The organism is Streptomyces sp. NPDC048462 (assembly GCF_043200175.1).
Taxonomy (GTDB): Bacteria; Actinomycetota; Actinomycetes; order Streptomycetales; family Streptomycetaceae; genus Streptomyces.
Genome location: NZ_JBICXG010000004.1, coordinates 483,656 through 509,303, shown reverse-complemented (window position 1 = coordinate 509,303; position 25,648 = coordinate 483,656). Strand labels below are relative to the sequence as shown.

Sequence of the window (25,648 nt, the reverse complement as noted above, 5' to 3'; positions counted from 1 at the left end):
AGATCTGGCAGGGAGCCCGCATTCCCCAGGCAACCGCATCAGAGTGGAAGAGTCGAATCTATGCAGGTCTGGCCGGGACAGGCGTACCCCCTCGGTGCCACGTACGACGGCGCCGGGACCAACTTCGCGGTCTTCTCGGAGGCCGCCCACCGAATCGAACTGTGCCTGCTGCACGACGACGGCTCCGAGACGGCGGTGGAGCTGCGGGAGACCGACGCCTTCGTCCGGCACGCCTATCTGCCCGGGGTGATGCCGGGTCAGCGGTACGGATTCCGGGTGCACGGGCCGTACGAGCCGCAGCGCGGCGCCCGCTGCAACTCCGCGAAGCTGCTCCTCGACCCGTACGCGCGGGCGGTCGCCGGACAGATCCAGTGGGGCGAGGCGGTGTACGGCTATCCGTTCGGGCGGCCCGACGCGCGCAACGACCTCGACTCGGCGCCGCACACCATGACGTCCGTCGTGGTCAATCCGTACTTCGACTGGGGTGACGACCGCCGCCCCCGTACGGACTACCACCGCACGGTGATCTACGAGGCCCATGTGAAGGGCCTGACGATGCTTCACCCGGGGCTGCCGAAGGAGCTGCGCGGCACGTATGCCGGGCTGGCGCATCCGGAGGTCATCGCCCATCTGACGGAGCTGGGCGTCACGGCGATCGAATTAATGCCGGTGCACCAGTTCGTGCAGGACCACCGGCTGGCGGACGCGGGGCTCGCCAACTACTGGGGTTACAACACCATCGGTTTCTTCGCCCCGCACAACGCCTACGCCTCCTGGGGCGACCGGGGCGAGCAGGTGCTCGAGTTCAAGCAGGCCGTGCGCGCGCTGCACCAGGCGGGCATCGAGGTGATCCTCGACGTGGTCTACAACCACACGGCGGAGGGCAACCACCTGGGTCCCACGCTCTCCTTCCGGGGCCTGGACAACGCCTCGTACTACCGGCTCGCCGAGGACCAGCGCTACTACATGGACACCACGGGCACCGGGAACTCGCTGCTGATGCGGTCCCCGCACGTGCTCCAGCTGATCATGGACTCGCTGCGCTACTGGGTGACCGAGATGCATGTGGACGGCTTCCGCTTCGATCTGGCGGCCACCCTGGCCCGTCAGTTCCACGAGGTGGACCGGCTGTCGTCGTTCTTCGACCTGGTGCAGCAGGACCCGGTGGTCAGCCAGGTGAAGCTGATCGCGGAACCGTGGGACGTGGGCGAGGGCGGCTACCAGGTGGGGAACTTCCCGCCGCTGTGGACCGAATGGAACGGCAAGTACCGGGACACCGTCCGGGACCTGTGGCGCGGTGAGCCGAGGACGCTGGCCGAGTTCGCCGGGCGGCTGACCGGCTCCTCGGACCTGTACCAGGACGACGGCCGCCGCCCGCTCGCCTCCATCAACTTCGCCACCTGCCACGACGGGTTCACCCTGCACGACCTGGTCTCGTACAACGACAAGCACAACGACGCCAACGGCGAGGGCAACCGGGACGGCGAGAGCCACAACCGGTCCTGGAACTGCGGTGCGGAGGGCGAGACCGACCGGCCCGAGGTGCTGGAGCTGCGGGAGCGGCAGATGCGCAACTTCATCGCCACGCTCATGCTGTCCCAGGGCGTGCCGATGCTGAGCCACGGCGACGAGTTCGGCCGCACCCAGCAGGGCAACAACAACGGCTACTGCCAGGACAGCGAGCTGTCCTGGGTGCACTGGCCGGACCCGGCCGAGGCGGCGGCGGACGACGACGGCGAGGAGGCGGCGGACCGGCAGGGCGGCGACGGGCTCGCCAGCAGCCTGCTGGAGTTCACCCGGGCCATGGTGTGGCTGCGCCGCGACCATCCGGTCTTCCGGCGCCGCCGGTTCTTCCACGGGCGCCCGGTGGAGGGCACGCACGACGAGCTCTCGGACATCGCCTGGTTCACGCCGGAGGGCGAGGAGATGACCCAGCGGGACTGGCAGGCGGCGCACGCCAAGGCCCTGACGGTCTTCCTGAACGGCCACGCCATCTCGGAGCCGGGCCCGCGCGGCGAGCGGATCTCCGACGACTCCTTCCTGCTGATGTTCAACGCGAGCGCCGAGACGCTGGAGTTCGCCGTCCCGGTGAACCACGGCCGGCAGTGGCACGTGGTCGTCGACACCGCGCGCCCGGCCGGGGTGCTGACCGGCGCCGGGCCGAAGGTGACGGGAGGCGATCGGGTGACGCTGGTGGGCCGGAGCATGGCGGTGCTCCAGCGGCCCGCGTAGGGGTACGGGGGCGTCCGGCCGGGCCCTTGTGTGCGAAGAGGTGACACAGGCGGCCCGGATCTGGGTACGAACGTCTCCATGACGCCTTCCGCCACGTACCGGCTCCAGCTCCAGCCGGAGTTCCCGTTCTCGGCCGCCGAGGACGCCGTGCCGTACCTCGCCACGCTCGGCGTCTCCCATCTGCACCTGTCGCCGGTCCTGGAAGCGGTGCCCGGCTCCCGGCACGGCTACGACGTCACCGACCACGGCCGGGTGCGCGCCGAGCTGGGCGGCGAGGAGGGTCTGCGGCGGCTCTCCCGGGCCGCCCGGGAGCACGGGCTCGGCATCGTCCTGGACCTCGTGCCGAACCACATGGCGGCCGACCCCCGGCACAACCACGCCCTGCGGGAGGTCCTGCGCGAGGGGCCCGCCTCCCCGTACGCCCGCTGGTTCGACATCGACTGGGCGGCGGGGGACGGGAAGATCCTGCTGCCCGTGCTCGGCGGGCGGCTGGGCGACGAGATCGGCGGGCTGCGGGTCGACGGCCAGGTGCTGCGCTACGGCGAGCAGGAGTTCCCGCTCCGGGCCGGCACCGCGGGCCTCGGCCTGCCCGAGCTGCTGGACGCCCAGCACTACCGGCTCGGCTGGTGGCGGCTGGCCCGCACCGAGCTGAACTACCGGCGGTTCTTCACCATCTCGGAGCTCATCGGGGTGCGGGTGGAGGACCCGGAGGTCTTCGCCGCCACCCACGCCAAGATCCTCGCACTGGTCCGGGACGGGACCGTCGACGGTCTGCGGATCGACCACCCGGACGGACTCGCGGACCCGGCCGGCTATCTGGAGCGGCTCTCGGACGCGAGCGGCGGCGCGTGGACCGTGGTGGAGAAGATCCTCACCGGCCCCGAGCCGCTGCCGGCCGGCTGGGCCGTTGCCGGGACGACCGGGTACGACGCGCTGCACCGGATCGACGGCCTCTTCGTCGACCCGGAGGGCGCGGCGGAACTGCTCGGCCACTACCGGGAGTCCGCCGCCCCGGCCGGCGACCGGGGCGGCTACTGGCAGGCGACCGTGCGCCGGGCCGCGTACCGCGTCGTCACCCATGAGCTGGCCGCCGAGACCGCGCTGCTGACCCGGCTGGCCTCGCGCGTCTGCGCCGAGGACCCCGCGCTGCGCGACCACGCCCCGTGGGCGCTGCGCACCGCGGTGCGTGAGCTGCTGGTCCGGGTGCCGGTCTACCGCCCGTACGTGACGGCCGGCGGGCCGTGCGCGGAGTCGGCCGGGGCGGCGCTGGACGACACGGCGGTGAGCGACGCGAAGGCGGTGTTCGCGGTGCGGGAGGAGGCGTCGGCCGTCGACGTGGTGCGGGAGCTGGCGCTGGGGCGGCTGGGTCCGGGCGGCGACCGGGCGGCGTTCTGCGACCGGTTCGCGCAGACGGCGTCCGCGCTGCGGGCCAAGTCGGTCGAGGACACCGCGTACTACCGGTACGTGCCACTGATCTCGGCCAACGAGGTGGGCGGTGATCCGGGCAGGCCGGCGGTGGCGCCGGAGGACTTCCACGCCTTCTGCACCCGCCTCGCCCGGGACTGGCCCGCCACCGGCACCGCGCTGACCACCCACGACACCAAGCACAGTGCCGATGTCCGGGCTGCCGTCGCGGTGCTCTCGGAGTGCCCCGGGCCGTGGTCGCGGCTGGTGGCGGAACTGGCCCGGACGGCCCCGGCGGCCCCCGATCCGCAGCTGGCCTGGCAGGCGTGGCAGACCGCGTTCGGCTGCGTGGGGTTCCCGGACGGTGAGCTGGCGGCGCGGCTGACGCCCGCGCTGCTCAAGGCGGTACGGGAGTCCGGTCTCTTCACCAGCTGGACCGAGCCCGATCCGGGGTACGAGCGGGCGATGTCCGACTTCGTGGCCGCCGGTCCGGCCGCCGCGACCGGCCCGGTCCGCGAGCTGCTGACGGGGTTCGCGGCCACGCTCGCCCCGCATGTCCGGGCCAATGTGCTCGGCGCGGCACTGGTGCACCTCACGATGCCCGGGGTGCCGGACCTCTACCAGGGCACCGAGCGCGAGTACCTGGCCCTGGTGGACCCGGACAACCGGCGGCCGTTCACCCGGCCTGCCCCGGACACGGCCGGCGCCGACGCGTCCGCTTCCGAGAAGGAGGCACTCACGGTGGCGGCGCTGCGGCTGCGGCGGGAGCGGCCCGGGGTGTTCGGCGAATCGGGGACGTACGCCCCGCTGAGCGCCTCCGGCCCGGCGGCCGCGCACTGTCTGGCCTTCAGCCGCTCGGGCGAGGTCGTCACCGCGGTGACCCGGCTCTCGCTCCGGCTGGCGGAGGCGGGCGGCTGGCGCGGTACGGAGCTGGCGCTGCCGGACGACGGGGTGTGGCGGGACCTGCTGACGCCGGGCCGGGAGTTCTCCGGCTCGACGGTCGCCGTGGCCGAGCTGTTCGACGGTCGGCCGGTGGCGCTGCTCAGCCGGGTCGCACCAGCAGGGACCTAGGCCCCCGGGTGAGCAGGCCGGTGGCGGACGGCCGGAATCCGTCCGCCCAGCGGAGCCGGGGCATGGCGTCCAGCAGGGCGCGCATCCCCTGTTCGGCCTCCAGCCGCCCCAGCACCACGGCCGGGCAGCCCGCCGGTCCGCCGGTGGTGCGCCCCTGGTCCCGGCGGAAGGGGTCGAACAGGTCCGGTGCGGCGAACCGTTCCGGATCGCGGCCCGCCGCGCCGATCAGACAGGCGACGGGGGCCCGTGCCGGGAGGGTGCCGCCGCTGAGGGTGACCTCGGTGAGGGTGCGCCGCAGGACGACCTGGACGGGTGGGTCCCGGCGCATCGTCTCCGTCCAGGCGCGGCCGGCGAGCGCGGGTTCGACGCGCAGGGCGGCCATCAGGTCGGGATCGTCCAGCAGATTGGCCAGGAGCGAGGCGAGCGCCGTCTCGCGCAGTCCGGTGTGCCGGGTGCAGGGCCCCTCCGCCGCGTTCACCGGCTCGTCGGCACGGGTCCGGAAGGGGCCGCTGCCGGCGGGCAGCCAGCGGCAGAACTCCTCGACGAGATCGGCCTGCCCGCGCCCGGCGATGCGCCGCGCCAGCACGTACGCGGTCCGCTCGACGCGTTCGGCCAGGTGCCGGGGCACGGAGCCGGTGACCACCGTGTAGCGCTCGCGGGGCAGGCAGCGGGCGCTGCCGTGGCAGAGGCCGAGGGGCGCGGGACCGCCGCGCGGCGCCCCGTCGTGCGGGAAGCCGGTGAACGCCGGGCCGGTGAGCGCGGCGATCACGTCGTCGTACCGGCTGATCAGCCAGGCGCCCAGCGGGGCGTCGTAGCAGAGCGGGTGCTCCTCGCGCAGCACCCGGTAGAGCCGGTACGGGTCGCGGGCCGCGCCGGGGGCGAGGAGGCTCGGGCCGGCTCCGGAGCGGCCGGAGCGCGACGGCGCGGCCGGGCGGTGGTCGGGCGAGGGCGTCGGGGCGGGTATGCCTCCGGGGGCGTCGGCCTGCATCCGTACCCCCGGTCGGTCGGTGCGCCGGTGTGCGGCGCGGTCCCCCTCAGGGGATCACCCGGACGGGCCCGCCGCAGTCGGCGCGCGGCCGTCCGGGTGACGGCGCGCGCACGCGGGGCCCGTCACCCGGACGGCCCTCACGGGGCGGGGCGCGGGCCCGGCGGGCGGGACGCGGCCGGCAGCTCGGTGAACGCGGCGGCGGCACCGGTCAGTCCGACGCGGGAGAAGACCGCGAGCGGGCGGCGGTCCGACGGCGAGGTCGGCGGTGCCGCGCTCGATCTGTTCCTCCAGGGCCTCCGTGGTGGCGTACTCGTGGAGCACCAGGCCGACGCCGGGGTGCGTGGAGCGCCAGCGGTGAAGGCGGTCGCCGAGCGGAACGGGCGGGTCCTGGGCGTGCATCTGGTCGGGCCGCACGTCCCGGAGATGATCGCGGAGAGCCGGCTGATCGTCGGCTGGGATGCCGAACCGTCCGACGTCGCCCGTCATGTGCACCCGCATCCGACGCTCTCGGAGGCGGTCGGCGAGGCCTTCCTCACGCTGGCGGGCCGAGGACTGCACCAGCGGGTGTGAGAGCGCCGCTCCGGGACACGGCTCAGGCGGGCGGCCTGAGCGCGGGGGCGGAGAGCCGGAACATCATCGTGCCGAAGCTGACCTGGTCGCCCTCCCGTACCGAGACGGTCCCCGTGACGCGCTGGCCGTTGACACAGGTGCCGTTGGTCGAGCCCAGGTCGCGCAGCAGCCACCGGCCACCGTGCACGGTGAGTTCGGCGTGCGTCCGGGAGACGGTCTCGTGGCTGAGGCGCAGCCCGTTGCCCGGGTCCCGGCCGATGAGCAGCGGGTGCGGGCTCGACGCCGGGAGCAGCAGCTTGGGCAGCCGCTCCGCCCACCAGGCCCTGCGCACGCGGCCGGGAAAGCCGGAGACCCCGCTGACGAACCGGATCAGCTGCCGCGACAGGCGGCCCCCGGTGTCCAGATCGGCGGTGAGCACCGCCAGTTCCTCGGAGTTGTTCGCGGTCAGGGCCAGTTCCATGCGCCGCATGAAGGTGTCGTGGGAGAGCTTTCCCTGCGCCGCGCCTTCTCTGAGCACGCCGAGAACACGGTCGCGCTGGGCGTCGGACAGCCGCGCGGGATACGTGTGGAACTCGAAGGAGGACGTCACAGGACCAATTGTCGGGCCGACCGCCCCAACGTGTCCAGAACGGCCGCTCCTTACTCCCTCCTGACCTGCGCGGGCGGGCCGGACGGGGCCTCTCGCGCGCCTCTCGGCGGGATAATTCCGAGCGCCCGGAGCGGGACGTTGCTACCGTCTGCCGCCGTGCCGCCCCGACGACCGCCGGGGGGCTCCCGCGTAGTCCTGGAGACTCTGTGCCCGCTGCACCACTCGAACTGAACATCCGTCCGCTCGCCGGCCCCGAGGAGCTGGACCTCTTCCGCCGCCTGCCGTACGTGCTGGACCACGAACTGGCGGACGACCTCGGCTCCGGCCGCCGCCGCCCGGAGTGGATGTGGGTGGCGCTGCGGGGCGAGCGGGTGGTGGCGCGGATCGCGTGGTGGAGCCAGGACGGGGAGGTGCCGCTCCTCCTCGACTTCTTCGACCTCGACGACACCCTGCCCGAACCCGAGCGCGGTGAGGTGGGCCTGCGGCTGCTGGAGACGGCGGGCGCGGCGGTCCTGCCGGCCGGTGGCCCGCGTCCCGAGTACGGGCGGTACGTACCGCCCGACTGGCGTGAGGACCCGGTGGCCCGTGACGTCGTCGAGGCCCGCATCCGGGTCATGGAGCGCAGCGGCGCCCGGATGCTGGTCGAGCGGCTGCGTCTGGAGTGGCGCGCGGGCACTCCGGTGCCCGCGGACAGCGGCCGGCTGCGCTTCCGCCCGGTCGCCGGGCGCGCGGACCTCGTCGCGCTGATGACGCCGGTGATGGAGGGCACCCTCGACGCGCACGGACAGCAGGACCTGGCCTCCGGGCTGACGGCCCTGGAGGCGGCGGAGAAGCAGTACGACGAGGAGCTGGCCCGCTACACCACTCCGCGCGAGTGGTGGCGCATCGCGGAGCTGCCCGACGGCGAACCGGTGGGCTTCGTGATCCCGGCCCGCAACAGCTACAACCCGATCATCGCGTACATCGGCGTGCTGCCCGCGCACCGGGGCCGCGGCTACATCGACGACCTCCTCACCGAGGGGACCCGGGTGCTCGCCGGCCAGGACGGGGTGGAGCGGATCAGGGCCGCCACGGACCTCGGTAACGTACCGATGGCGAAGTCCTTCGAGCGGCTGGGGTACGTCAACTTCGAGCGCGCGTTCGACATGGTGTGGGACTGACCGACAGGCCCTGGGCTGGGTGTGACCGCTTGGAGGAGCGCATGGAACGGGACAGCGTCGACGAGTGCTTCGTCCGGGAGCTGGTCGGGGACCGGTACCCGGACCTGGCCGGCCTGGAGATCCGGCGGGTCCCGTCGGGCTGGGACAACCAGCTCTGGCGGCTCGGGGACGAGCTGGTCGTCCGGCTGCCGATGACCGAGCGCGCTCCGAGTCTGCTGCGCAAGGAGTTCCGGTGGCTCCCCGGGCTCGCCGGGCGCCTGCCGCTGCCCGTACCGACACCGCGGTTCCTCAACGAGCCGGACGCGCGTTTCCCCCGGCCGTGGACCCTGGCGAACTGGGTTCCGGGTGAGCCGGCGGACGGCGTCGAGGTGACCGACGCCGCCCGGTCGGTGGCGAACCTCGCGGGCTTCCTCCGCGCCCTGCACCGGCCGGCTCCGGCGGACGCCCCGACGGACGAGGGGCGCGGCGGCCCGATCGCCACGGCCACCGGCGACTTCGAGGGCCTGCTCGCCGGGGTGACCGAGGCGGTCGACGTGCCGCGGGTGCGCCGGGTGTGGGACGAGGCGGTCGCGGCGCCCCGGTGGACCGGGCCCCCGGTCTGGCTGCACGCGGATCTGCACCCCGCCAACGTGGTCGTCGCCGACGGCGCGGTCTGCGGCATCGTCGACTTCGGTGACCTGTGCGCCGGAGATCCGGCCGTCGACCTCGCCGCCGCGTGGAAGCTGCTGCCGCAGGGCTCGGACGCCGGCTTCTTCGACGCGTACGGGGGGGCCGACGAGGCGACGGTGTGCCGGGCCCGGGGCCGGGCCGTGCTGAAGGCCCTCGTGCTCGTCTCGGTGGGCCAGGCGTGGGACCGCGGCCTTCCCGGCGGTCAGCCGACCTGGGGCCGGGCCGGCCACCGGATCCTGGAGCGGGTCTTCGCCTCCGCCGCCTGAGGGCCGTCCGCGCGGACGGCCCCCGGACGGAGTCCGCGCCGGTCAGGCCGCCGGTCCGGCGCTCTGCCGCTTCTGTTCCCCGATCATGTCGCGGTACCAGGCGTACGAGTCCTTCGGGGTGCGGCGCAGCGTCTCGTAGTCGATGTGGACCAGACCGAAGCGCTTGCCGGCCCCCTCGATCCACTCGATGTTGTCGGTGAGCGACCAGGTGAAGTAGCCGCGTACGTCGACGCCCGCGTCGATGGCCGACCGCAGCGAGTTCAGGTGGGCGTCGAGGAAGGCGATCCGGCGGGTGTCCTCGGCCGGTTCGTCGAAGGCGCAGCCGTTCTCGGTGATGTAGAGCGGCGGGAGCCGGTCGCCGTAGTGGGCACTCAGCCGGACGAGGGTCTCGCGCAGTCCGTCGGGAACGACGGGCCAGCCGAAGTCGGTCGTCTCGTATCCCTCGATCTCCCTTATCCCGAAGGGAAGTTGGTCGGGCATCGCGAAGCCGGCGAAGGTGTCGAGGGCGTCGGCCCTGGGCGCGCCGACGAGCGTGGGGTTGTAGTAGTTGACCCCGTACCAGTCGAGCGGGGCGGAGATGGTCGCCAGGTCGTCCTCGACCGGGCCGGGCATCAGGGCGGCGAAGTTCTCGTCGGGGTAGCGGCCGGTGAGGAGCGGGTCGGAGAACAGCCGGTTGGTGAGGGTGTCGTACAGGTCGGCGGCGAAGCGGTCCTCCTCGCTGTCGCCCGCGGTCCAGACCGGGGAGTGCGAGACGGCGATGCCGATGTTCCCGGCGCCCGCGGCCCGCAGGGCACCCACGGCCAGGCCGTGGGCGAGGAGCTGGTGGTGGGCGGCGGGCAGCGCGTCGAAGAGGAGGGCGCGGCCGGGGGCGTGCTCGCCGAGTGCGTAGCCGAGCATGGTCACTTCGGCGGGTTCGTTGATGGTGATCCACATGGGCACGCGGTCCGCGAGGCGTTCGGCGACGATGCCGGCGTACTCGGCGAAGCGGTGGGCCGTGTCCCGGTTGAGCCAGCCGCCCGCCTCGTCCAGCGGGAGCGGGGTGTCCCAGTGGTAGAGGGTCGGGGCGGGGGTTATCCCGCGTGCGCAGAGCTCGTCGACGAGACGGTCGTAGAAGTCGAGCCCCTTGGCGTTGACCGGCCCGCTGCCGCCGGGCACGACGCGCGGCCAGCTCACCGAGAAGCGGAAGGCGTCGGCGCCGAGACCGGCCAGCAGGGCGACGTCCTCGCGGTAGTGGCGGTGGAATCCGGTGCCCCGCCCGGTGTCGGCGCCGTCCTTGATGCGTCCGGGCTGCGCGGCGAAGGCGTCCCAGCCGGACGGCCCCTTGCCGTCGGTGTCCGCGGCCCCCTCGGTCTGGAACGCGGAGGCGGAGGCGCCCCAGAGGAAACCGGGCGGGAACGTCGGCACAGTCATCTAGGCCTCCACAGCCGTTGGTAGGACCACCGGCAATCGGGGACGGTCCAAGAAGGAGTGCGTATGGCAGAAGTCGGCAGGGCAGTGATCAGAACCAGACCCTAATCGCCAGTAACGGGCTCGATCCAGTGTCGTTGGTCGGTGATCGCGGCTTCTGCCGACCATGGCCAGGGGCGAGGAGACGAGGAGCGTCGCATGCTGTTCGACGTATGGGCACCGGACGCGGAGTCGGCCGGTCTGCGGCTGGCCGGTGAGCTGCGGCCCATGGAACGCGATCCCGGACGGGCCGGCTGGTGGACGGCGGAGGCGGACGCCGGGGACGGCGACCGCTACGGCTTCGTCCTCGACGACGGTCCGGTGCTCCCCGACCCCCGCTCGCGCCGCCAGCCGGACGGGCCGGACGGCGAGAGCGCGGTCGTGGACCACCGCACGTACGCATGGCGCTCCGACTGGGCGGGGCGCGGGCTGCCGGGCGCCGTCCTGTACGAGCTGCACATCGGCACGTACACCGGCGAGGGCACCTTCGACGCGGCGGCCGCGTGGCTGGGGCACCTGGCCGAACTGGGCGTCACCCACGTGTCCCTGATGCCGGTCTGCCCCTTTCCCGGTGTGCACGGCTGGGGATACGAGGGGGTGTCGCTGTGGGCCGTGCACGAGCCGTACGGCGGCCCGGAGGGACTGAAGCGCTTTGTCGACACGGCGCACGGGCTGGGGCTCGCCGTCGTCCTGGACGTCGTCCACAACCACCTGGGCCCCTCCGGTAACTACCTGCCGCTCTTCGGCCCGTACTTCACCGAGACGCACCACACCCCGTGGGGCGCGGCCGTCAATCTGGACGCGCCGGGCTCCGACGAGGTGCGGGCGTTCCTGCTGGGCAGCGCCCTCGCCTGGCTGCGCGACTACCGACTGGACGGCCTGCGGCTCGACGCGGTCCACGCGCTGGCCGACAACCGGGCGCTGACGTTCCTGGAGGAGCTGTCGGCGGCGACGGACGCGCTCGCCGCCGAACTGGGGCGGCCGCTCTCGCTGATCGCGGAGTCAGACCTCTGCGACCCGCGCACGACGACGCCCCGCGAGTCGGGAGGCACCGGTCTGCACGCGCAGTGGAACGACGACTTCCACCACTGCCTGCACACCGCCCTCACCGGTGAGGCGCAGGGCTACTACGCGGACTTCGCCGTCGCCCCGCTCGCCGCACTGGCCAGGACCGTGTCGGGCGCCTTCTTCCACAACGGCACGTACTCCGGATTCCGGGGGCGTACGCACGGCCGCCCCGTCGACGTCACCCGCACCGCCGCCCACCGCTTCGTCGGCTACGCCCAGACCCACGACCAGATCGGCAACCGGGCGCTGGGGGACCGGCTCGCCGGCACCCTCTCCCCCGGTCTGCTGGCCTGCGCGGCGGCCCTCGTGCTCACCGGCCCGTTCACGCCGATGCTCTTCATGGGTGAGGAGTGGGGCGCCCGTACGCCCTGGCAGTTCTTCACCGACCACACCGATCCGGAGCTGGCCGAGGCGGTGCGCACCGGCAGGCGGCGGGAGTTCGGCGCGCACGGCTGGGCCGAGGAGGACATCCCGGACCCGCAGGACCCGGTCACCCGGGGCCGCTCCTGCCTGGACTGGAGCGAACCGGGGCGGGAGCCGCACGCCCGGCTGCACGCCTGGTACCGCGAGCTGATCGCGCTGCGCCGCGCCATGCCCGACCTCTGCGACCCGGATCTGGCGACGGTGAAACCGGCGTACGACGACGAGGCGCGCTGGTTCGCCTTCCGCAGGGGCGATCTGCGGATCGCGGTCAATCTGGACGAGAAGCCCGCCACGATCCCGCTCGGCGGCGGCCGGCACCGCAGCGGCGGGGGCCGGGTGCTGGCCGCCTGGCAGCCGGTGGAGGCGCCCGGCGCCGACGGCCTGCTGCACCTTCCGGCGGAGTCCTGCGTGGTACTGGCCGACGGCTGAGCCGCGTCAGGTCGCGACCGTAACTCACTTGCTTTGAAGTGCACTTCAACTCGTAGCCTGCCGGTGAAAACGAACGAGGGGACACCATGAAGCAGCGATTTCTCGGCCGGTCCGGGCTGCGCGTCAGCGAACTCTGCCTGGGCACCATGACCTTCGGCCAGGACACCGACGAGGCGGGCGCGCACCGGGTGCTCGACGCCTTCACCGAGGCCGGCGGCACCTTCATCGACACGGCGGACGTCTACCATCAGGGCGTCTCCGAGGAGATCGTGGGCCGCTGGCTGAAGGGCCGCACCCGCGATGACCTGGTCGTCGCCACCAAGGTGTTCGGCACGACCGGCGAGGCACCCAACGCGGGCGGGCTCAGCCGCAAGCACATCCTCTCGGCGGTCGAGGCGAGCCTGCGGCGGCTCGGCACCGACCACATCGACCTCTACCAGACCCATGTGTGGGACGCGACCACTCCGATCGAGGAGACCCTCGCCACGCTGGACACGCTGGTGAGGTCGGGGAAGGTGCGCTACCTCGGCGCGAGCAACGTCTCCGCCTCGCAGCTCCAGCGCGCCCAGGACCTGGCCGCCCGCAACGGCTGGGAGCGCTACATCAGCCTCCAGCCGCTCTACAACCTCCTCGCACGCGAGGTGGAGTGGGAGCTGGCGCCGGTGAGCGAGGCGGAGGGCGTCGGCATCATCCCCTGGAGCCCGCTCCAGGGCGGCTGGCTGACCGGGAAGTACCGGCGCGGCATGAGCGAGGCCGCGCCGGACACCCGGGAGGCCCGATACCAGCGGGAGCTGGGGCGCGAGGCCTGGCGGGAGCGGGACAACGAGGAGACCTGGCGGGTCGTCGAGGCCGTCGTGGCCGTCGCCGAGGAGACCGGGCGCACCCCGGCTCAGGTGTCCCTGCGCTGGCTGCTCGGCCGGCCCGCCGTGGCCGCGCCCGTCGTCGGGGTGCGGACGGTCGAGCAGCTCGCCGACAACCTGGGCGCGGTGGGCTGGGAACTGACGCCGGAGCAGACGGCACGGCTGGACGAGGCGAGTTCCCGTCCGCTGCCGTACCCGTACGACGTGCTGCACCGGTTCCGCGACCGCGAGCCGCAGGGCTGACCGGCGGCGGACCGGCCGCCGCTACTCGACGATCGCCAGTTCGCGGGCGGTGGCGTTGAGGCGGCGGCCGCCGTCCTCGGTCACCGTGACGATGTCCTCGATCCGGACGCCGAAGCGGCCGGGCAGGTAGACGCCGGGCTCCACGGAGAAGCACATGCCGGGGACGAGCCGCTGCTCCTCGCCCTCGATCATGTACGGGGGCTCGTGGGTGGTGACACCGATGCCGTGGCCGGTCCGGTGGATGAAGCGGTCGCCGTAGCCGAACCCGGTGATGACGGCGCGGGCCGCCCGGTCGATGTCCTGGCAGGCGGCGCCGGGCCGGACCGCGTTGCAGCCCGCCTCCTGGGCCTCCCGCACGATGTCGTGGACCCGCTGCTCCTCGGCGGTGGGTTCACCGACGTGGACGGTGCGGGAGGTGTCGGAGCCGTAGCCGTGCTTGAGGCCGCCGAAGTCGAGGACGACCATGTCGCCGTGTTCGATGGCCCGGTCGCCCGCCTCGTGGTGCGGGTTGGCGCCGTTCGGCCCGGAGCCCACCACCGTGAAGTCGACCTGGGAGTGGCCGTACTCGGTGAGCAGCCGGGCCAGATCGGCGGCGACCTCGGTCTCCCTGCGGCCGGCGAAACGGACCTTGAGGATCTCCTCGTACGTGGCGTCGGCGGCGGCCCCGGCCGAGGCGATCCGCTCCAGCTCGGCGGCGTCCTTCACGGCGCGCAGCATCGGCAGCGCCTCGGTGAGGGAGGCGTAGGAGGTCCCGGGCAGCAGCTGCTGGAGGCCGAGCAGATGCATCGCCCAGGCGTTGTCGCTGATCCCGAACCGGCCCTTCGCGTCGAGCAGCGGCGCGGTGACGGCGTACGGGTCCTTGCCGTCCGTCCAGTCCCGCAGGGTCAGGGCGGGCGCTCCGGCGCACTTCTCGGCATCCGGCGCCTCCAGCGTCGGCACGACCAGGACGGGGTCCTGCCCGGCCGCGAGGACCAAGAGGGTGAGGCGTTCGGTGTCCGCGGTGGGCCGGTACCCGGTCAGGTGGACCATGTCGGGTCCGGGCGCGACCAGCACGCCCGCGAGTCCGGCGGCGGCCGCGCTCTCGGCGGCCCGCGCCATCCGGGCCCGGTAGTCGTCTGCGGTGAACGGCACGGGCGGGTTCGGGCTGGACATGCGGGACCTCCTGGCAGCACGGAACGGGCTCCCCGCATCCTGCCCGGTGCGGGGCGTCCCGCGCGAGCGGTCAGGGCCGTGGCCGGTGCGGTTCCTCACGTGCCCGGCCGCCGGGCGCCGCCCCGAGCCGCACGACGAGGTCGGCCCGGTCCCGGTCCCGGGCGACGAGCCGGGCGTTGTCCTCGTCGGAACCGGCGACCCAGCGCTCCGCGTACGGCCGCGGCTTCCCGAACCGCACGTGCCGGTCGACGAGTCTGCGGATCCGGACGTCCTGGTCGAGCTCCAGGTACCAGGCCTCGTCGAGCAGCCCGCGCACCGGGGCCCAGCCGCCCTCCGCGTACAGCAGGTAGTTCCCCTCGGTGATGACGAGCGGGACGTCCGGGGCGACCGGGACGGACCCGGCGACCGGCTCCTCCAGGGCCCGCTCGAAGGCGGGCGCGTACACGACGGTGTCCGGCTCGGGGTTCCGCAGCCGCCTCAGCAGTGCGGCGTACCCGGCGGCGTCGAAGGTGTCGGGGGCGCCCTTGCGGTCCGCCCGGCCGAGCCGTTCCAGTTCGGCCCCGGCGAGGTGGAAACCGTCCATGGGCACGAGCACCGCGAGCGGCCCGAGGGCGTCGGCCAGCTGCCCGGCCAGGGTGGACTTCCCGGCTCCCGGCGGCCCCGCGATGCCGAGCACACGGCGGTTCCCGGCCAGGGCGAGGCGGCGCGCGCGGTCGGTCAGCCCGGTGAGGTCACTGGTGTCCATGGCGGATATTGTCCCGCTACGGCCCGGCGGCTCCGGCCCGTGCCCCATCCCACCGCGCCGAGCACCGAGGACCCCTATGCCGCACATCGCCCTGGTCACCCTGGTCGTCCGCGACTACGACGAGGCACTCGCCTTCTACACCGGCGCCCTCGGCTTCGAGCTGGTGGAGGACACCGACCGGGGCGACGGCTCCCGCTGGGTGGTCGTCCGGCCGCGCGGTACGCGCGGGACCGGGGTGCTGCTGGCCCGCGCCAAGGACGAGGCGCAGGCGGCGAGCGTCGGGGCGCAGACCGGTGGCCGGGTCGGCTTCTTCCTGCACACGGAGGACTTCGCGGCCGACCACGCCCGCATGCTGGCGGCCGGGGTGCGGTTCCTGGAGGAGCCCCGGCACGAGGTCTACGGCTGGGTCGCGGTCTTCGAGGACCTGTACGGCAACCGCTGGGACCTGCTCCAGCCCGCGTGACCCCGTGAGGGCGCTGCGGACAGGGCTCAGCGCGGCCCGTTGCCCTCCAGGTAGGCCAGCACCGCGAGGACCCGGCGGTGGACCGTGCCGTCGTCCGGTCCGAGGCCGAGCTTGGCGAAGATCGAGCCGATGTGCTTGCTCACCGCCCTTTCCGTGACGACGAGTTCCGCGGCGATGGTGCCGTTCGCCTTGCCCTGGGCCATCAGCTCCAGGACCTCCCGCTCGCGGGGCGTGAGGCTCAGCAGCGGCTTCGCGGACGCCTTGCGGGTCATGAGCTGGCTCACCACCTCCGGGTCGAGCGCGGTGCCGCCGCCCACGACCCGGTCGAGCGCCTGGAGGAACTCGTCGACCCGGCCGACCCGGTCCTTGAGCAGATAGCCGATGCCCCGGGCGCCCCGGGCGAGCAGCTCGGCGGCGTACGTCTCCTCGACGTACTGCGAGAGGACCAGGATCGGCAGGCCGGGGAGTTCCTCGCGGGCGGCGACGGCGGCGCGCAGCCCCTCGTCGCGGAAGGTGGGCGGCAGCCGGACGTCGAGCACGGCGGCGTCCGGGCGGTGCTCCAGCAGGGCGGGCAGCACCTCGGGCCCGGCCGCGACGTCGGCCACCACCTCGTGGCCCGAGCTGGTGAGCAGCAGGATCAGGCCCTCGCGCAACAGGGCGTTGTCCTCCGCGATCACGATCCGCACGGCAGCTCCACTTCGATGTCGGTCGGCCCGCCGATGGGGCTGCTGATGCGGGTGGTGCCGTCCAGGGCGGCGATCCGCCGCCTGATCCCGACCAGCCCGCTGCCGGCGCTCTCGTCGGCGCCGCCACGGCCATCGTCCCCGATGGACACGAGCAGTACGCCGGGGGCCCGGCCGATCCGTACGCTCGCGGCGGTCGCGCCGCTGTGCTTGCTGATGTTGGTGAGCGCCTCGGCGACCACGAAGTAGGCGGCGGCCTCGATCGCGGCGGGGAGCCGGCGCCCGTCCTGGACGCCGTCGAGTCCGACCGTGACGGGAATGCCCGCTCCGGCGGCCAACGCCCGCACGGCGCCCTCCAGTCCGCGGTCGGTGAGCACCGGCGGATGGATGCCGCGCACGACGTGCCGCAGCTCGGCCAGTGCCGCCTCGGCGCCGTCCTGGGCCTCGTCCAGGCGTTGGCGGGCGGCGGCCGGGTCGCGGTCCAGGAGCTGCTTGGCCAGGCCGACCCGCATTGACAGGGCGACGATCCTGGCCTGGGCGCCGTCGTGCAGATCCCGTTCGATGCGCCGGAGTTCGGCGCCGTGCGCCTCGACCGCGCCGGCCCGGCTCTCCGTCAGCTGGTCGATGCGCTCGGCGAGCTCGGCGGACGGCGACGCGGTGAGCAGGGACCGGGTCCAGCTCGCGGAGAGCTCAGCGAGCACGGGGTGCCAGCGCAGCACCCAGCCGCGGCGCACGGGCAGCGGTGTGCCGTACTCGTCCGAGGTATGCCGGTCCAGCAGGTACACGACACAGAGCGCGGCCCCGTCCACCAGCATCCCGACCGGCCACAGCACCATCGTGAGGTAGCCGAGGCCGTTGCCGATGAGGGCCTGGGCCGGCAGCCAGAGGGCCTCTCGCCGGTTCGTGGGGTCGGTGAGGACCCGCTTGACCCGCTCGGACAGCTCGCCCCGGTCCAGCGGCAGATACCGCGTCGGGCGGAACGGCACACCGAGGTACGCGGCCGCCCTGCGCCGCTCGGACTCCGCGCACCGGTGGAGCACCTTGGCCGCCTCCGGCAGGGCGGGCAGCCCGATGATCACGGCGCCGAACAGCAGGACCGCCACCACCAGGAACGCGCCGACATAGGCGAGCAGCGCCACCGGGATGCCGATGAGGAGGTAGCGGGAAGCACGCCACGAACTCCGGACGGCGGCCACCAGCGGGGTGGGAGTGGTGCTCATGACACACCACGTTACGGGGGCCGCGCCGGCACCGGAGTGGTGTGTCCCCCACGGTCCGTGGTGTAGCCGGCTGCACCCCCGCCCGGGAGCCCGCACCCTGGTCCCCGCGCACCGCTGCTCATAGCGTTTACGCAGGTCAGGAAGTGCGGATGGCAGAAGCGAGGGACCAGGGTGGACACGTTCACGGCAGTGCGCACGGCGGCGCTGGAGCTGGAGTCGGTGAGTCGGCACCACGGGCGGCGCGGCAGCGGCCGGGAGGTGGCCGCCCTGGACACGGTGAGCTGTACGGTCCCGGCCGGGAGCTTCACCGCCGTGGTCGGCCCCTCCGGTTCGGGCAAGAGCACCTTCCTTCAGTGCGCGGCCGGGCTGGACCGCCCGTCGTCGGGGACGGTACGGATCGCCGGCACCGATCTCGGCGGGCTCTCCGAGGCCGCGCTGACCCGGCTGCGCAGGGACCGGATCGGCTTCGTCTTCCAGTCGCACGCACTGAATCTGGTGCCCTCGCTGAGCATCGAGGAGAACGTCGTGCTGCCGCTGGTGCTGGCCGGTGCGGACCCCGGCGCGGCGCGGCTCCTGGACCGGGGGCGGCGGCTCCTGGACCGGGTCGGGCTGTCCGGGCGCGGCAGCGGCGGACCGACGACCCTGTCGGGTGGTGAGCAGCAACGGGTCGCGGTGGCGCGGGCGTTGGTGACCGAGCCCGAGGTGGTCTTCGCGGACGAGCCGACCGCGTCCCTCGACCCGGATTCGGCCGCGCTGGTGCTCGGGCTGCTGCGGGACGCGGTACGGCACGACGGCCGGACAGTCGTGATGGTCACCCATGATCCGGTGGCGGCGGGCTGGGCCGACACGGTGCTGACGATGGACGGCGGCAGGCTGCGATGAGCGACACGAAGACGAGTGGCACGAAGGCGCGTGACGGCAAGCGGCTCGGCAGGAAGCCCCGCTCCGGCGACGGCGTGCGTGCCGGGACGAGCGGCGGCGGGCGGCGCGGCGCGGGCCCGCGGGCGGGGATGCGGCGGGCCTCGGCGTTCCTGGCCCGGCGCTCGCTGCGGACCCACCGGCGGGCCTGGGCCGCGGTGTTCGCGGCGGCGGCCGCGGCGGCACTGCTCGGGGCGTTCGCCCTGGTGCTCGGCTCGCTGCTGCTGGCCGGGCCGCCGGTGGAACGGTACGCCGGGGCCGACGCGGTGGTGGTGGCCGACCAGCGGGTCACGTACACGGCGAAGCCGTGGGGCAGCGAGCCGCAGACAGCGACCGCGCACCTGCCGGAACGGGTCCGCCTGGACCGCTCGGTGGTGGCGCGGGCGGCGGCGGCCGACGGCGTGGCACGGGCGGTCGCGGACGACTCGGTCCCGGTGGTGGCCGGCCGCGGCACATCGGCCGTCGGGCGCTCCTGGGGCGCCGCCGCGCTCACTCCGTACCGGCTGACCGGCGGACGCGCGCCGCGTTCCGCGTCCGAGGTGGTCGTGGACTCCGCGCTCGCGGCCACGAGCGGCGGCCCCGGTGGCCGGGTGACGCTCCAGGTCGACGGGGCGGCCCGGCGGTACACCGTCAGCGGGGTGGCCGGCACCCGGCAGCGCGGCGGGGCGCCCGCGGTCTTCTTCACCGAGGCCCGGCTCACCCGACTGGCCGGTCATCCCGGCACGGTGGACGCGATCGGTGTGGTGGCCGAGCGGGGTGTCTCCGACGGCGCGCTGCGGGCCGCCCTGGGCGACGCTGTGGCCGGGCACGGCGGAAAGGGGCACGGCGGGGGTGAGCGCGGGGCCCGGGTGCTGACCGGGGCGGAGCGCGGCGCGGCCGAGCAGCTCGACGCGCCGGGTGCGCGCGGGGATCTGCTGGCGATGCTGGCGTCGGTCGCCGCGACGGTGGTCATGGTCGCGCTGCTCGTGATCGCCACCACGCTCTCCCAGGCCGTCCACCAGCGGTCCGGCGAACTGGCGCTGCTCCGGGCGGTCGGAGCGACCCCCCGGCAGCTCCGGTCGGCCGTCGGCCGCGAGGCGAGCCGGGTGGCGGGCGCCGCCGCGCTGCTGGGCGCGGCCGGGTCCGTGCCGCTGGGGCTGCTGATGCGGTCGCTGCTGGCCACGGACCCGCTGCCGCTGCCGGTCCCGGTGTGGCTGCCGCTCGCGGCGGGCGCGGTGGGCGCGGTGATCGTCACGCTCGCGGCCCGGCCGGTGGCGCTGCTCGCGGCCCGCTCCATCACCCGGCTGCGGCCCGCCTCGGCCCTGGGCGCGGCGCGGGCGCCGGAGCCGGACGAGCCGGGGCGGGCGCGTACGGTCGCCGGGGTGCTGCTGGCGGTCGCGGGGCTCGGCTCGGCCGGTGCGGCGACCGCTCAGGGCGACCGGGCGGCGGCGCTCGCCGCGTCGGCCGCGGCGACCTCGCTGATCATCGCGGTGGCGCTGCTCGGCCCGTGGGTCGCGCGGATCTCGATGCGGGTGCTCGGCGCACCGGCCCGGCGGGCGGGCGGAGTCGCCGGATTCCTGGCCGCCCGGTCCGCCGCCGCGCACAGTCGGCGGCTGGGTGCGGCGCTCACCCCCATCGTGCTGGTCGTGGCGTTCGTCTGCGTGCAGCTGGCGGCGGGCAGCACGCTGGAGCGGGCGGCCGGCCGCCAGGCATCGGACGCCCTGCGGGCGGACCTGGTGGTGACCGGCCCCGCCGCCGGCATCCCCTCGGACGCGGCCGACGCGGTGCGCGCGGCCCCTGGGGTGTCCGCCGCGACGGGCCTGCTGCGGTCCGCCGTGGTCCTCGCCCACCGCGAGACCGGCGATCCGAAGCTGGACCGCTACCCGCTCCTGGGCGTCACGGCGGACCAGTTGTCCGGCACGCTCGACGCCCGGGTCACCTCGGGCGATCCGGCCGACCTCACCGGCCGGGGCACGGTAGCGGTCGGCAAGGACCGGGCCGGCGAACTGGGCGCGGGTGTCGGCGACATGGTGCGACTGCGCCTGGGCGACGGTTCGGAGGTACGGCTGCGGGTGGTGGCGGTCTACGAACGCTCGCTGGGCCTGGGCGAGTTCATGCTGCCGCGCGAGGCGCTCGCCGCCCACGTGTCGGCGCCGCGCGACCGGCAGATCCTGGTGCGCTCGAAGGGCGGGGACACCGCTTCGGCGGTACGGCGCGCGCTCGCACCGTACGAAGGACTGCGGGTCCGGGCGGCGACGGCCGACGACGTACGGATCAGCCCGTCGTCCTCGGCGCAGGACGACGCGCTGATCGTCATCGGTGTCGGCGTGATCGGAGGCTTCGCGCTGCTGGCGGTGGTCAGCACCCTCGCCCTGATCACGGTCGGCCGCCGCCCCGAGTTCCGCCTGCTGCGGCTGGTCGGCGCGGGGCGCGGCCAGCTGCTGCGGATGCGGGTCCTGGAGACGGGCCTGATAACGGTGGCCGGCCTGGCCATCGGGACCCTGGTCGCGGCGATCCCGCTGCTCGCGTTCGCGCTGAGCACGACGGGCTCCCTGCCCTACCTCCCGGCCGTGCGGTACGGCGTGCTGGCGCTGACCGTGACGGTGGCCGCGGCGGCGGGCACGCTGCTCCCGGGGACGGGCGGCGCGGGCCGGCGCGGCGCCCGGGGCTGAGGCGGCCGGCCGGGGGCGCCGTCCCCGGTGGTGGCCCCAGTCCCGCCCGCTGAACGCCCGGCATGCCAGGCCACGTTCGGCGCGAGTACCGCAAGCCGCGTGCCGCGCCGAACCCGTGAAACCGAACGCGTCACGCTCGTTGACACCGGAACAGCGAGACGCCACTCTCCTGGGAGAGCGCTCTCCCATCTATTTCGGGACCTCGGTCCCGCACTCTTCCGCCTGGAGTGAATGTGCACAGACCTAGCGCAGCCATGCCCGTGAGACCTCGCACGGGCACGTTGCTGATCACGCTTCTCGCCCTGCTCGCTTCGTCGTTGGTACTGCTGACCGCGACGTCCGCGCGAGCCGCCGAAACCCTGCTGTCGCAGGGGAAGACGGCGACCGACTCCTCCCACGAGGGCGCCGCCTACGCGGCCTCGGCCGCCGTGGACGGAAATCTGACCGGCACCCGCTGGGCCAGCGAATGGAGCGACCCGCAGTGGATCCAGGTCGACCTGGGGGCCACTGCGGACCTGAGCAGAGTCGTCCTGACCTGGGAGTCCGCCTACGGCAAGGCGTACGAGATCCAGGCCTCGGACAACGGGGCCGACTGGCGCACGCTGAAGACCGTGACCAACGGCGACGGCGGCACGGACGAGCTGGCCGTCTCCGGCTCCGGACGGTACGTCAGGATGTACGGCACCGCCCGCCCGGGCGGATACGGATACTCCCTCTGGGAGTTCCAGGTGTACGGCACGACCGGCCCGCCCCCGGCCACCGGCGGAGCGGTGCGCGTCACCGGTTCGCAGGGCAACTGGCAGCTGAGCGTCGACGGCAAGCCGTACCAGGTGAAGGGCCTGACCTGGGGGCCGTCCGTTGCCGACGCGGGGCGCTACCTGCCGGACCTGAAGTCGATGGGCGTCAACACCATCCGCACCTGGGGCACCGACGGCTCCTCCAAGCCGTTGCTGGACGCGGCGGCGGCCAACGGCATCCGGGTCGTCAGCGGCTTCTGGCTCCAGCCGGGCGGCGGTCCGGGCGCCGGAGGGTGCGTCAACTACCTCACCGACGACGCGTACAAGTCGTCCTCGCTCACCGAGTTCGCCAAGTGGGTCGACACGTACAAGAACCACCCCGGCGTGCTGATGTGGAACGTCGGGAACGAATCGGTGCTCGGTCTCCAGAACTGCTACAGCGGTGACGAGCTGGAGAAGCAGCGCAACGCCTACACCACCTTCGTCAACGACGTGGCGAAGAAGATCCACACCATCGACCCGAACCACCCGGTGACCTCCACCGACGCGTGGACCGGAGCCTGGCCGTACTACAAGCGCAACGCGCCCGACCTGGACCTGTACTCGGTGAACTCCTACGGCGACATCTGCGGTGTCCGCGCCGCCTGGGAGTCCGGCGGCTACAACAAGCCCTACATCATCACCGAGGGCGGCCCGGCCGGTGAGTGGGAGGTCCCCGACGACGCCAACGGCGTACCGGACGAGCCCACCGACGTGCAGAAGGCCGAGGGCTACACCAAGGCCTGGAACTGCATCACCGGCCACCAGGGCGTCGCACTCGGTGCCACGCTCTTCCACTACGGCACGGAGCACGACTTCGGCGGCGTCTGGTTCAACCTGGTGCCCGACGGCAAGAAGCGGCTCTCGTACTACGCCCTGAAGAAGGCGTACACCGGCTCCACCGCGGGCGACAACACCCCGCCGGTCATCAGCAACATGACCGTGCAGAACGCGGGCGGGGCGCCCGCCGGCAAGGAGTTCACCGTCCGCGCCGACGTCCGCGACCCGGACAACGACGCCCTGACGTACAAGATCTACCTCAGCGGGAACTACGCCACCGGGGACAAGGCCCTGGTCGAGGCCGCCTGGCGGTCCACCGGCAACGGCACCTTCGCGGTGAAGGCACCGGAGCGGCTCGGGGTGTGGAAGGTCTACATCCAGGCCGAGGACGGGCACGGCAACGCCGGCATCGAGACCAAGTCCGTCAAGGTGGTGGTGCCTCCGGTCACCGGCACCAACCTGGCTCTCGGCCGGCCCGCGACCGCCTCCTCCGCACAGACGGGCAGCAGCGGCTGCCCGTGCACCGCGGCGATGGCCTTCGACGGGAAGCTCGACACCCGCTGGGCCAGCGACTGGAGCGACCCCCAGTCGATCCAGGTCGACCTGGGCGAGCGGAAGTCCTTCCGCCACCTCCAGCTGGTGTGGGACCCGGCGTACGCCAAGGCGTACGAGGTGCTGGTCTCGGACGACGGCAACAACTGGCGCTCGGTGTACACCACCACCAGCGCAAACGGTGACGCCGACGACCTCGACATCGCCCAGACCGCCCGCTACGTGAAGCTCAACGTCACCCAGCGGGGCACCGCCTGGGGCTACTCCCTCTGGGAGTTCGGCATCTACAGCTGACCACTGTGCAAGGCCGGTGCGGAACGGGGCCGGTGCGGAACGGGCGACAGCCCCTCCGCACCGGCGTCGCCCGTCACCCCGGTCAACAGCTGCCGGTCGGCACCCTGGTGAAACTCACGACCGGGCCATCCACCGTGTCAGTTGCCTGAACGTCAAATACTCCTTGCGGAAATGCTTTCTTGAGGGAGAGGCGCCAGGCCTCTGCGATCTCCTGCGCCAGGGCGAGGGCGTTGGACTGAGATTCTGCGCCATCGGCGATGTCGATATACAGCCACAGCTTGAACTGATTGAGGGTTGCCTCGACGGAGGTGGCGTCCCCATCCAACCGCTCGTGCCATTGGCGAAAATTCACGGGGTCGTATGAACGATCCCAGAGGACGCATCCCTCCACCTCGACAAACTCCGGAAGGAAAACACGCGACAGGGCAATCCATTCAGCCTGACCAGCTGACCGGGAAAGAAAGTCCAGGTAATCGGCATCACCGCCCGTCGCTTCCGAAAATTCCCTGATCAGCGGATCCTTCAGCGGGTCCATCCGCACTCCCCTACTCGTACAGGGCTCACCGCACACCACCCCACACAACTCTGCGTCAGTCCGTACCGGTCGTCATCCAGTCGATGTACCGGCCGTAGTCGATCACTTCCAGGGTCCGCCATCGCCGCGTAATCACACCGGAGAATATTCGATCAACGCAGGCATGGTGCGATGGTCAGTCCCCTCCATCGTCACCACAACCCGCCTGTGGGTCGAGTCTGCGAGCCGTCGCAGAAATGCTTCCAGGTGCGCAAAGGACGCAGGTCCGTCGACATCGGCGGGATCAAACGTGAACTCGATCTCATCGATATCGAAGAAATAGCAGGAAAACCAGATACCGCCTACCTCAACAGCCAGTCTCGCCGATTCCTCCGGTTCACTCCCCAACCGGTCGAGCAAACTGCGGGCATCAGCAATGCCCCCGTCAGCCGACTCGAAAAGGGTCCAAGTGAAATGAACGGCCCAACCCGTGAGAGCAAGCCCCTCAAGAAGGTTCTTCCAGTCATCGATTTCAGCGTCGAAGATGCACACGTCGCGAAGGGCTCCGTCCACGTCGAAGTCCTCGCTGCGATACCGCACGCCGATACCACCCGATCCGCCCCTCACAGGGGCTCTTCATTTTCGGTCTCGGCCCTCTCGATATCTGCCACGTTATCGAAATCATAATTTTCCACGTGCTCCTGAACTCACTTCAGTCACTCACTCCGTGCGAGCGATGATGTGAAGCTCGCCGGGATTTTGTATGCCGCAGCGGTGGACTCATCGAAAATGATCACCAGAGAATCTGGCATGTACGTGAATCCTGAGCCCTTCGATTCACCAAGGGCAATCACCAGGCATGACGAATCGGAGAAATCGAGCCGAAATGCCCAGGGCATTTCGGGACAACCCTCGTTGGGAACGTGCCATGCCGGTGCGATTTTCACAATCGAACCACCCAGGAAATTTGCCCACTCGACTCGATCGCCCACGTCGACCGCCTCAGGAGTCAGCCCCGAACCCAACCGGCCGGCCTCTTTCAGCTCAATGGCCAATCCTTCGTTCAGCCCATCCATCGCCCAGGAGAGGGCCAGACTGGCTCCACTGGCCATAACTAGCTCAACGGACAGGTCCACTTCATGAGCTCCATCCGCCCTGTGCCCTTCGGGCCAGGTGCCTCCCTGCGACACCTCATATCGCACCGCTGAAAGGGTCTCAGAGGAAACGGCGGCCAGCAGGGCAGCGATCCTCGCCTCGTGTTCCGACCGGTCAAGCCAGGGCTGAATCATCATCGTTAATATCGTCCAAAATACTGGAAGTCGCCATTGGAATCGAATGTTGCCCCGAACCCGCGCCCACCGGAGGGATCAGGCATGATGTAGCGTGTTCCTCCTGCAAAGTTTCCCGAATTAACGGGAACTTGCGTAGCGTTGGGGTTCGTCAGAATATCATCGAGAAGATTCTGTCCGATCGAATCCAGCT

At 72.6% G+C, this 25,648-nt stretch carries 20 protein-coding genes and 2 pseudogenes; 11 read left to right on the top strand and 11 right to left on the bottom strand.

All coding sequences use genetic code 11. From position 1 onward, the window contains the following. The first annotated feature begins 60 nt into the window (after positions 1-60). Positions 61-2,232: a glycogen debranching protein GlgX gene (gene glgX, locus ACGFU6_RS10745; RefSeq protein ID WP_393609695.1), complete on the top strand. Its 2,172-nt coding sequence runs from the start codon at positions 61-63 to the stop codon at positions 2,230-2,232. 78 nt (positions 2,233-2,310) lie between these two features. Beyond that, a complete protein-coding gene (treY, locus tag ACGFU6_RS10740) occupies positions 2,311-4,707 on the top strand; it encodes a malto-oligosyltrehalose synthase (RefSeq protein ID WP_393609694.1) in 2,397 nt (798 codons plus the stop codon). Here treY and ACGFU6_RS10735 read toward each other — a convergent pair. After that, positions 4,679-5,695 carry a cytochrome P450 gene (locus tag ACGFU6_RS10735; RefSeq protein ID WP_393609692.1) on the bottom strand — a complete coding sequence of 339 codons (1,017 nt, stop codon included), beginning with the start codon at positions 5,693-5,695 and terminating at the stop codon, positions 4,679-4,681. The genes treY and ACGFU6_RS10735 overlap by 29 nt on opposite strands. 234 nt (positions 5,696-5,929) lie before the next feature. Then, positions 5,930-6,067: pseudogene (locus tag ACGFU6_RS10730) on the bottom strand (LysR family transcriptional regulator); the annotation flags it as partial. On the opposite strand from ACGFU6_RS10730, the pseudogene ACGFU6_RS10725 reads away from it, so the two are divergent. Further along, positions 6,050-6,265 (top strand): annotated as a pseudogene (locus ACGFU6_RS10725) (dihydrolipoyl dehydrogenase); the annotation flags it as partial. The pseudogenes ACGFU6_RS10730 and ACGFU6_RS10725 sit on opposite strands and share 18 nt — an antisense overlap. Before the next feature lie 22 nt (positions 6,266-6,287). Here the strand turns inward: ACGFU6_RS10725 and ACGFU6_RS10720 are convergent. Further along, positions 6,288-6,854 carry an FHA domain-containing protein gene (locus tag ACGFU6_RS10720; RefSeq protein ID WP_393609690.1) on the bottom strand — a complete coding sequence of 189 codons (567 nt, stop codon included), beginning with the start codon at positions 6,852-6,854 and terminating at the stop codon, positions 6,288-6,290. Between the two features lie 206 nt (positions 6,855-7,060). Here ACGFU6_RS10720 and ACGFU6_RS10715 point away from each other — a divergent pair, with 206 nt between their 5' ends. Next, complete coding sequence (locus ACGFU6_RS10715; RefSeq protein ID WP_393609688.1) at positions 7,061-8,014, top strand: GNAT family N-acetyltransferase; 954 nt, start codon at positions 7,061-7,063, stop codon at positions 8,012-8,014. Between the two features lie 41 nt (positions 8,015-8,055). After that, entirely contained in the window at positions 8,056-8,949 is an 894-nt protein-coding gene (locus ACGFU6_RS10710) for an aminoglycoside phosphotransferase family protein (RefSeq protein WP_393609686.1), read from the top strand. A 42-nt stretch (positions 8,950-8,991) separates the two neighbouring features. On the opposite strand, the gene ACGFU6_RS10705 is transcribed toward ACGFU6_RS10710, so the two are convergent. Continuing rightward, positions 8,992-10,359 carry a GH1 family beta-glucosidase gene (locus ACGFU6_RS10705; RefSeq protein ID WP_393609684.1) on the bottom strand — a complete coding sequence of 456 codons (1,368 nt, stop codon included), beginning with the start codon at positions 10,357-10,359 and terminating at the stop codon, positions 8,992-8,994. Positions 10,360-10,554: 195 nt separating this feature from the next. On the opposite strand from ACGFU6_RS10705, the gene treZ reads away from it, so the two are divergent. Both treZ and ACGFU6_RS10695 read left to right on the top strand, forming a co-directional pair. Next, positions 10,555-12,315, top strand: a complete 1,761-nt coding sequence (treZ, locus tag ACGFU6_RS10700; protein WP_393609683.1) for a malto-oligosyltrehalose trehalohydrolase — start codon at positions 10,555-10,557, stop codon at positions 12,313-12,315. Positions 12,316-12,401: 86 nt separating this feature from the next. After that, on the top strand, positions 12,402-13,418 hold the full coding sequence (locus ACGFU6_RS10695; RefSeq protein ID WP_393609681.1) for an aldo/keto reductase: 1,017 nt from the start codon (positions 12,402-12,404) through the stop codon (positions 13,416-13,418). Between the two features lie 21 nt (positions 13,419-13,439). On the opposite strand, the gene ACGFU6_RS10690 is transcribed toward ACGFU6_RS10695, so the two are convergent. Both ACGFU6_RS10690 and ACGFU6_RS10685 read right to left on the bottom strand, forming a co-directional pair. Then, a complete protein-coding gene (locus tag ACGFU6_RS10690; protein ID WP_393609679.1) occupies positions 13,440-14,570 on the bottom strand; it encodes a M24 family metallopeptidase in 1,131 nt (376 codons plus the stop codon). Between the two features lie 70 nt (positions 14,571-14,640). Beyond that, positions 14,641-15,315: a nucleoside/nucleotide kinase family protein gene (locus tag ACGFU6_RS10685; RefSeq protein WP_393609677.1), complete on the bottom strand. Its 675-nt coding sequence runs from the start codon at positions 15,313-15,315 to the stop codon at positions 14,641-14,643. A gap of 76 nt (positions 15,316-15,391) precedes the next feature. On the opposite strand from ACGFU6_RS10685, the gene ACGFU6_RS10680 reads away from it, so the two are divergent. Further along, positions 15,392-15,778: a VOC family protein gene (locus tag ACGFU6_RS10680; RefSeq protein WP_393609675.1), complete on the top strand. Its 387-nt coding sequence runs from the start codon at positions 15,392-15,394 to the stop codon at positions 15,776-15,778. A 26-nt stretch (positions 15,779-15,804) separates the two neighbouring features. Here the strand turns inward: ACGFU6_RS10680 and ACGFU6_RS10675 are convergent, their stop codons facing one another. Together ACGFU6_RS10675 and ACGFU6_RS10670 are read right to left on the bottom strand one after the other, a co-directional pair. Continuing rightward, complete coding sequence (locus ACGFU6_RS10675) at positions 15,805-16,464, bottom strand: LuxR C-terminal-related transcriptional regulator (RefSeq protein ID WP_393609673.1); 660 nt, start codon at positions 16,462-16,464, stop codon at positions 15,805-15,807. Beyond that, the gene (locus tag ACGFU6_RS10670) at positions 16,452-17,681 is read right to left on the bottom strand and encodes a sensor histidine kinase (RefSeq protein WP_393609671.1); all 1,230 of its coding nucleotides are present in this window, start codon (positions 17,679-17,681) and stop codon (positions 16,452-16,454) included. The genes ACGFU6_RS10675 and ACGFU6_RS10670 overlap by 13 nt, the downstream gene beginning before the upstream one ends. A 171-nt stretch (positions 17,682-17,852) precedes the next feature. Between ACGFU6_RS10670 and ACGFU6_RS10665 the strand changes: the two genes are divergently transcribed. From ACGFU6_RS10665 to ACGFU6_RS10655, 3 genes are all read left to right on the top strand, one after another. Continuing rightward, positions 17,853-18,563: an ABC transporter ATP-binding protein gene (locus tag ACGFU6_RS10665; RefSeq protein WP_393609669.1), complete on the top strand. Its 711-nt coding sequence runs from the start codon at positions 17,853-17,855 to the stop codon at positions 18,561-18,563. Further along, positions 18,560-21,250, top strand: coding sequence for an FtsX-like permease family protein (locus ACGFU6_RS10660; RefSeq protein WP_393609667.1), 2,691 nt, complete (start codon positions 18,560-18,562; stop codon positions 21,248-21,250). Before ACGFU6_RS10665 ends, ACGFU6_RS10660 begins: the two co-directional genes overlap by 4 nt. A 254-nt stretch (positions 21,251-21,504) precedes the next feature. Further along, complete coding sequence (locus ACGFU6_RS10655) at positions 21,505-23,652, top strand: discoidin domain-containing protein (RefSeq protein WP_393609665.1); 2,148 nt, start codon at positions 21,505-21,507, stop codon at positions 23,650-23,652. Between the two features lie 82 nt (positions 23,653-23,734). Here ACGFU6_RS10655 and ACGFU6_RS10650 read toward each other — a convergent pair whose 3' ends face one another. From ACGFU6_RS10650 to ACGFU6_RS10640, 3 genes are all read right to left on the bottom strand, one after another. Continuing rightward, positions 23,735-24,187: a hypothetical protein gene (locus ACGFU6_RS10650; protein WP_393609664.1), complete on the bottom strand. Its 453-nt coding sequence runs from the start codon at positions 24,185-24,187 to the stop codon at positions 23,735-23,737. A 132-nt stretch (positions 24,188-24,319) separates the two neighbouring features. Further along, on the bottom strand, positions 24,320-24,766 hold the full coding sequence (locus ACGFU6_RS10645; RefSeq protein WP_393609662.1) for a hypothetical protein: 447 nt from the start codon (positions 24,764-24,766) through the stop codon (positions 24,320-24,322). A 116-nt stretch (positions 24,767-24,882) separates the two neighbouring features. Further along, positions 24,883-25,458 (bottom strand): hypothetical protein, encoded by a 576-nt coding sequence (locus ACGFU6_RS10640; RefSeq protein ID WP_393609661.1) that lies wholly within the window; start codon positions 25,456-25,458, stop codon positions 24,883-24,885. Between the last annotated feature and the right edge of the window lie 190 nt (positions 25,459-25,648).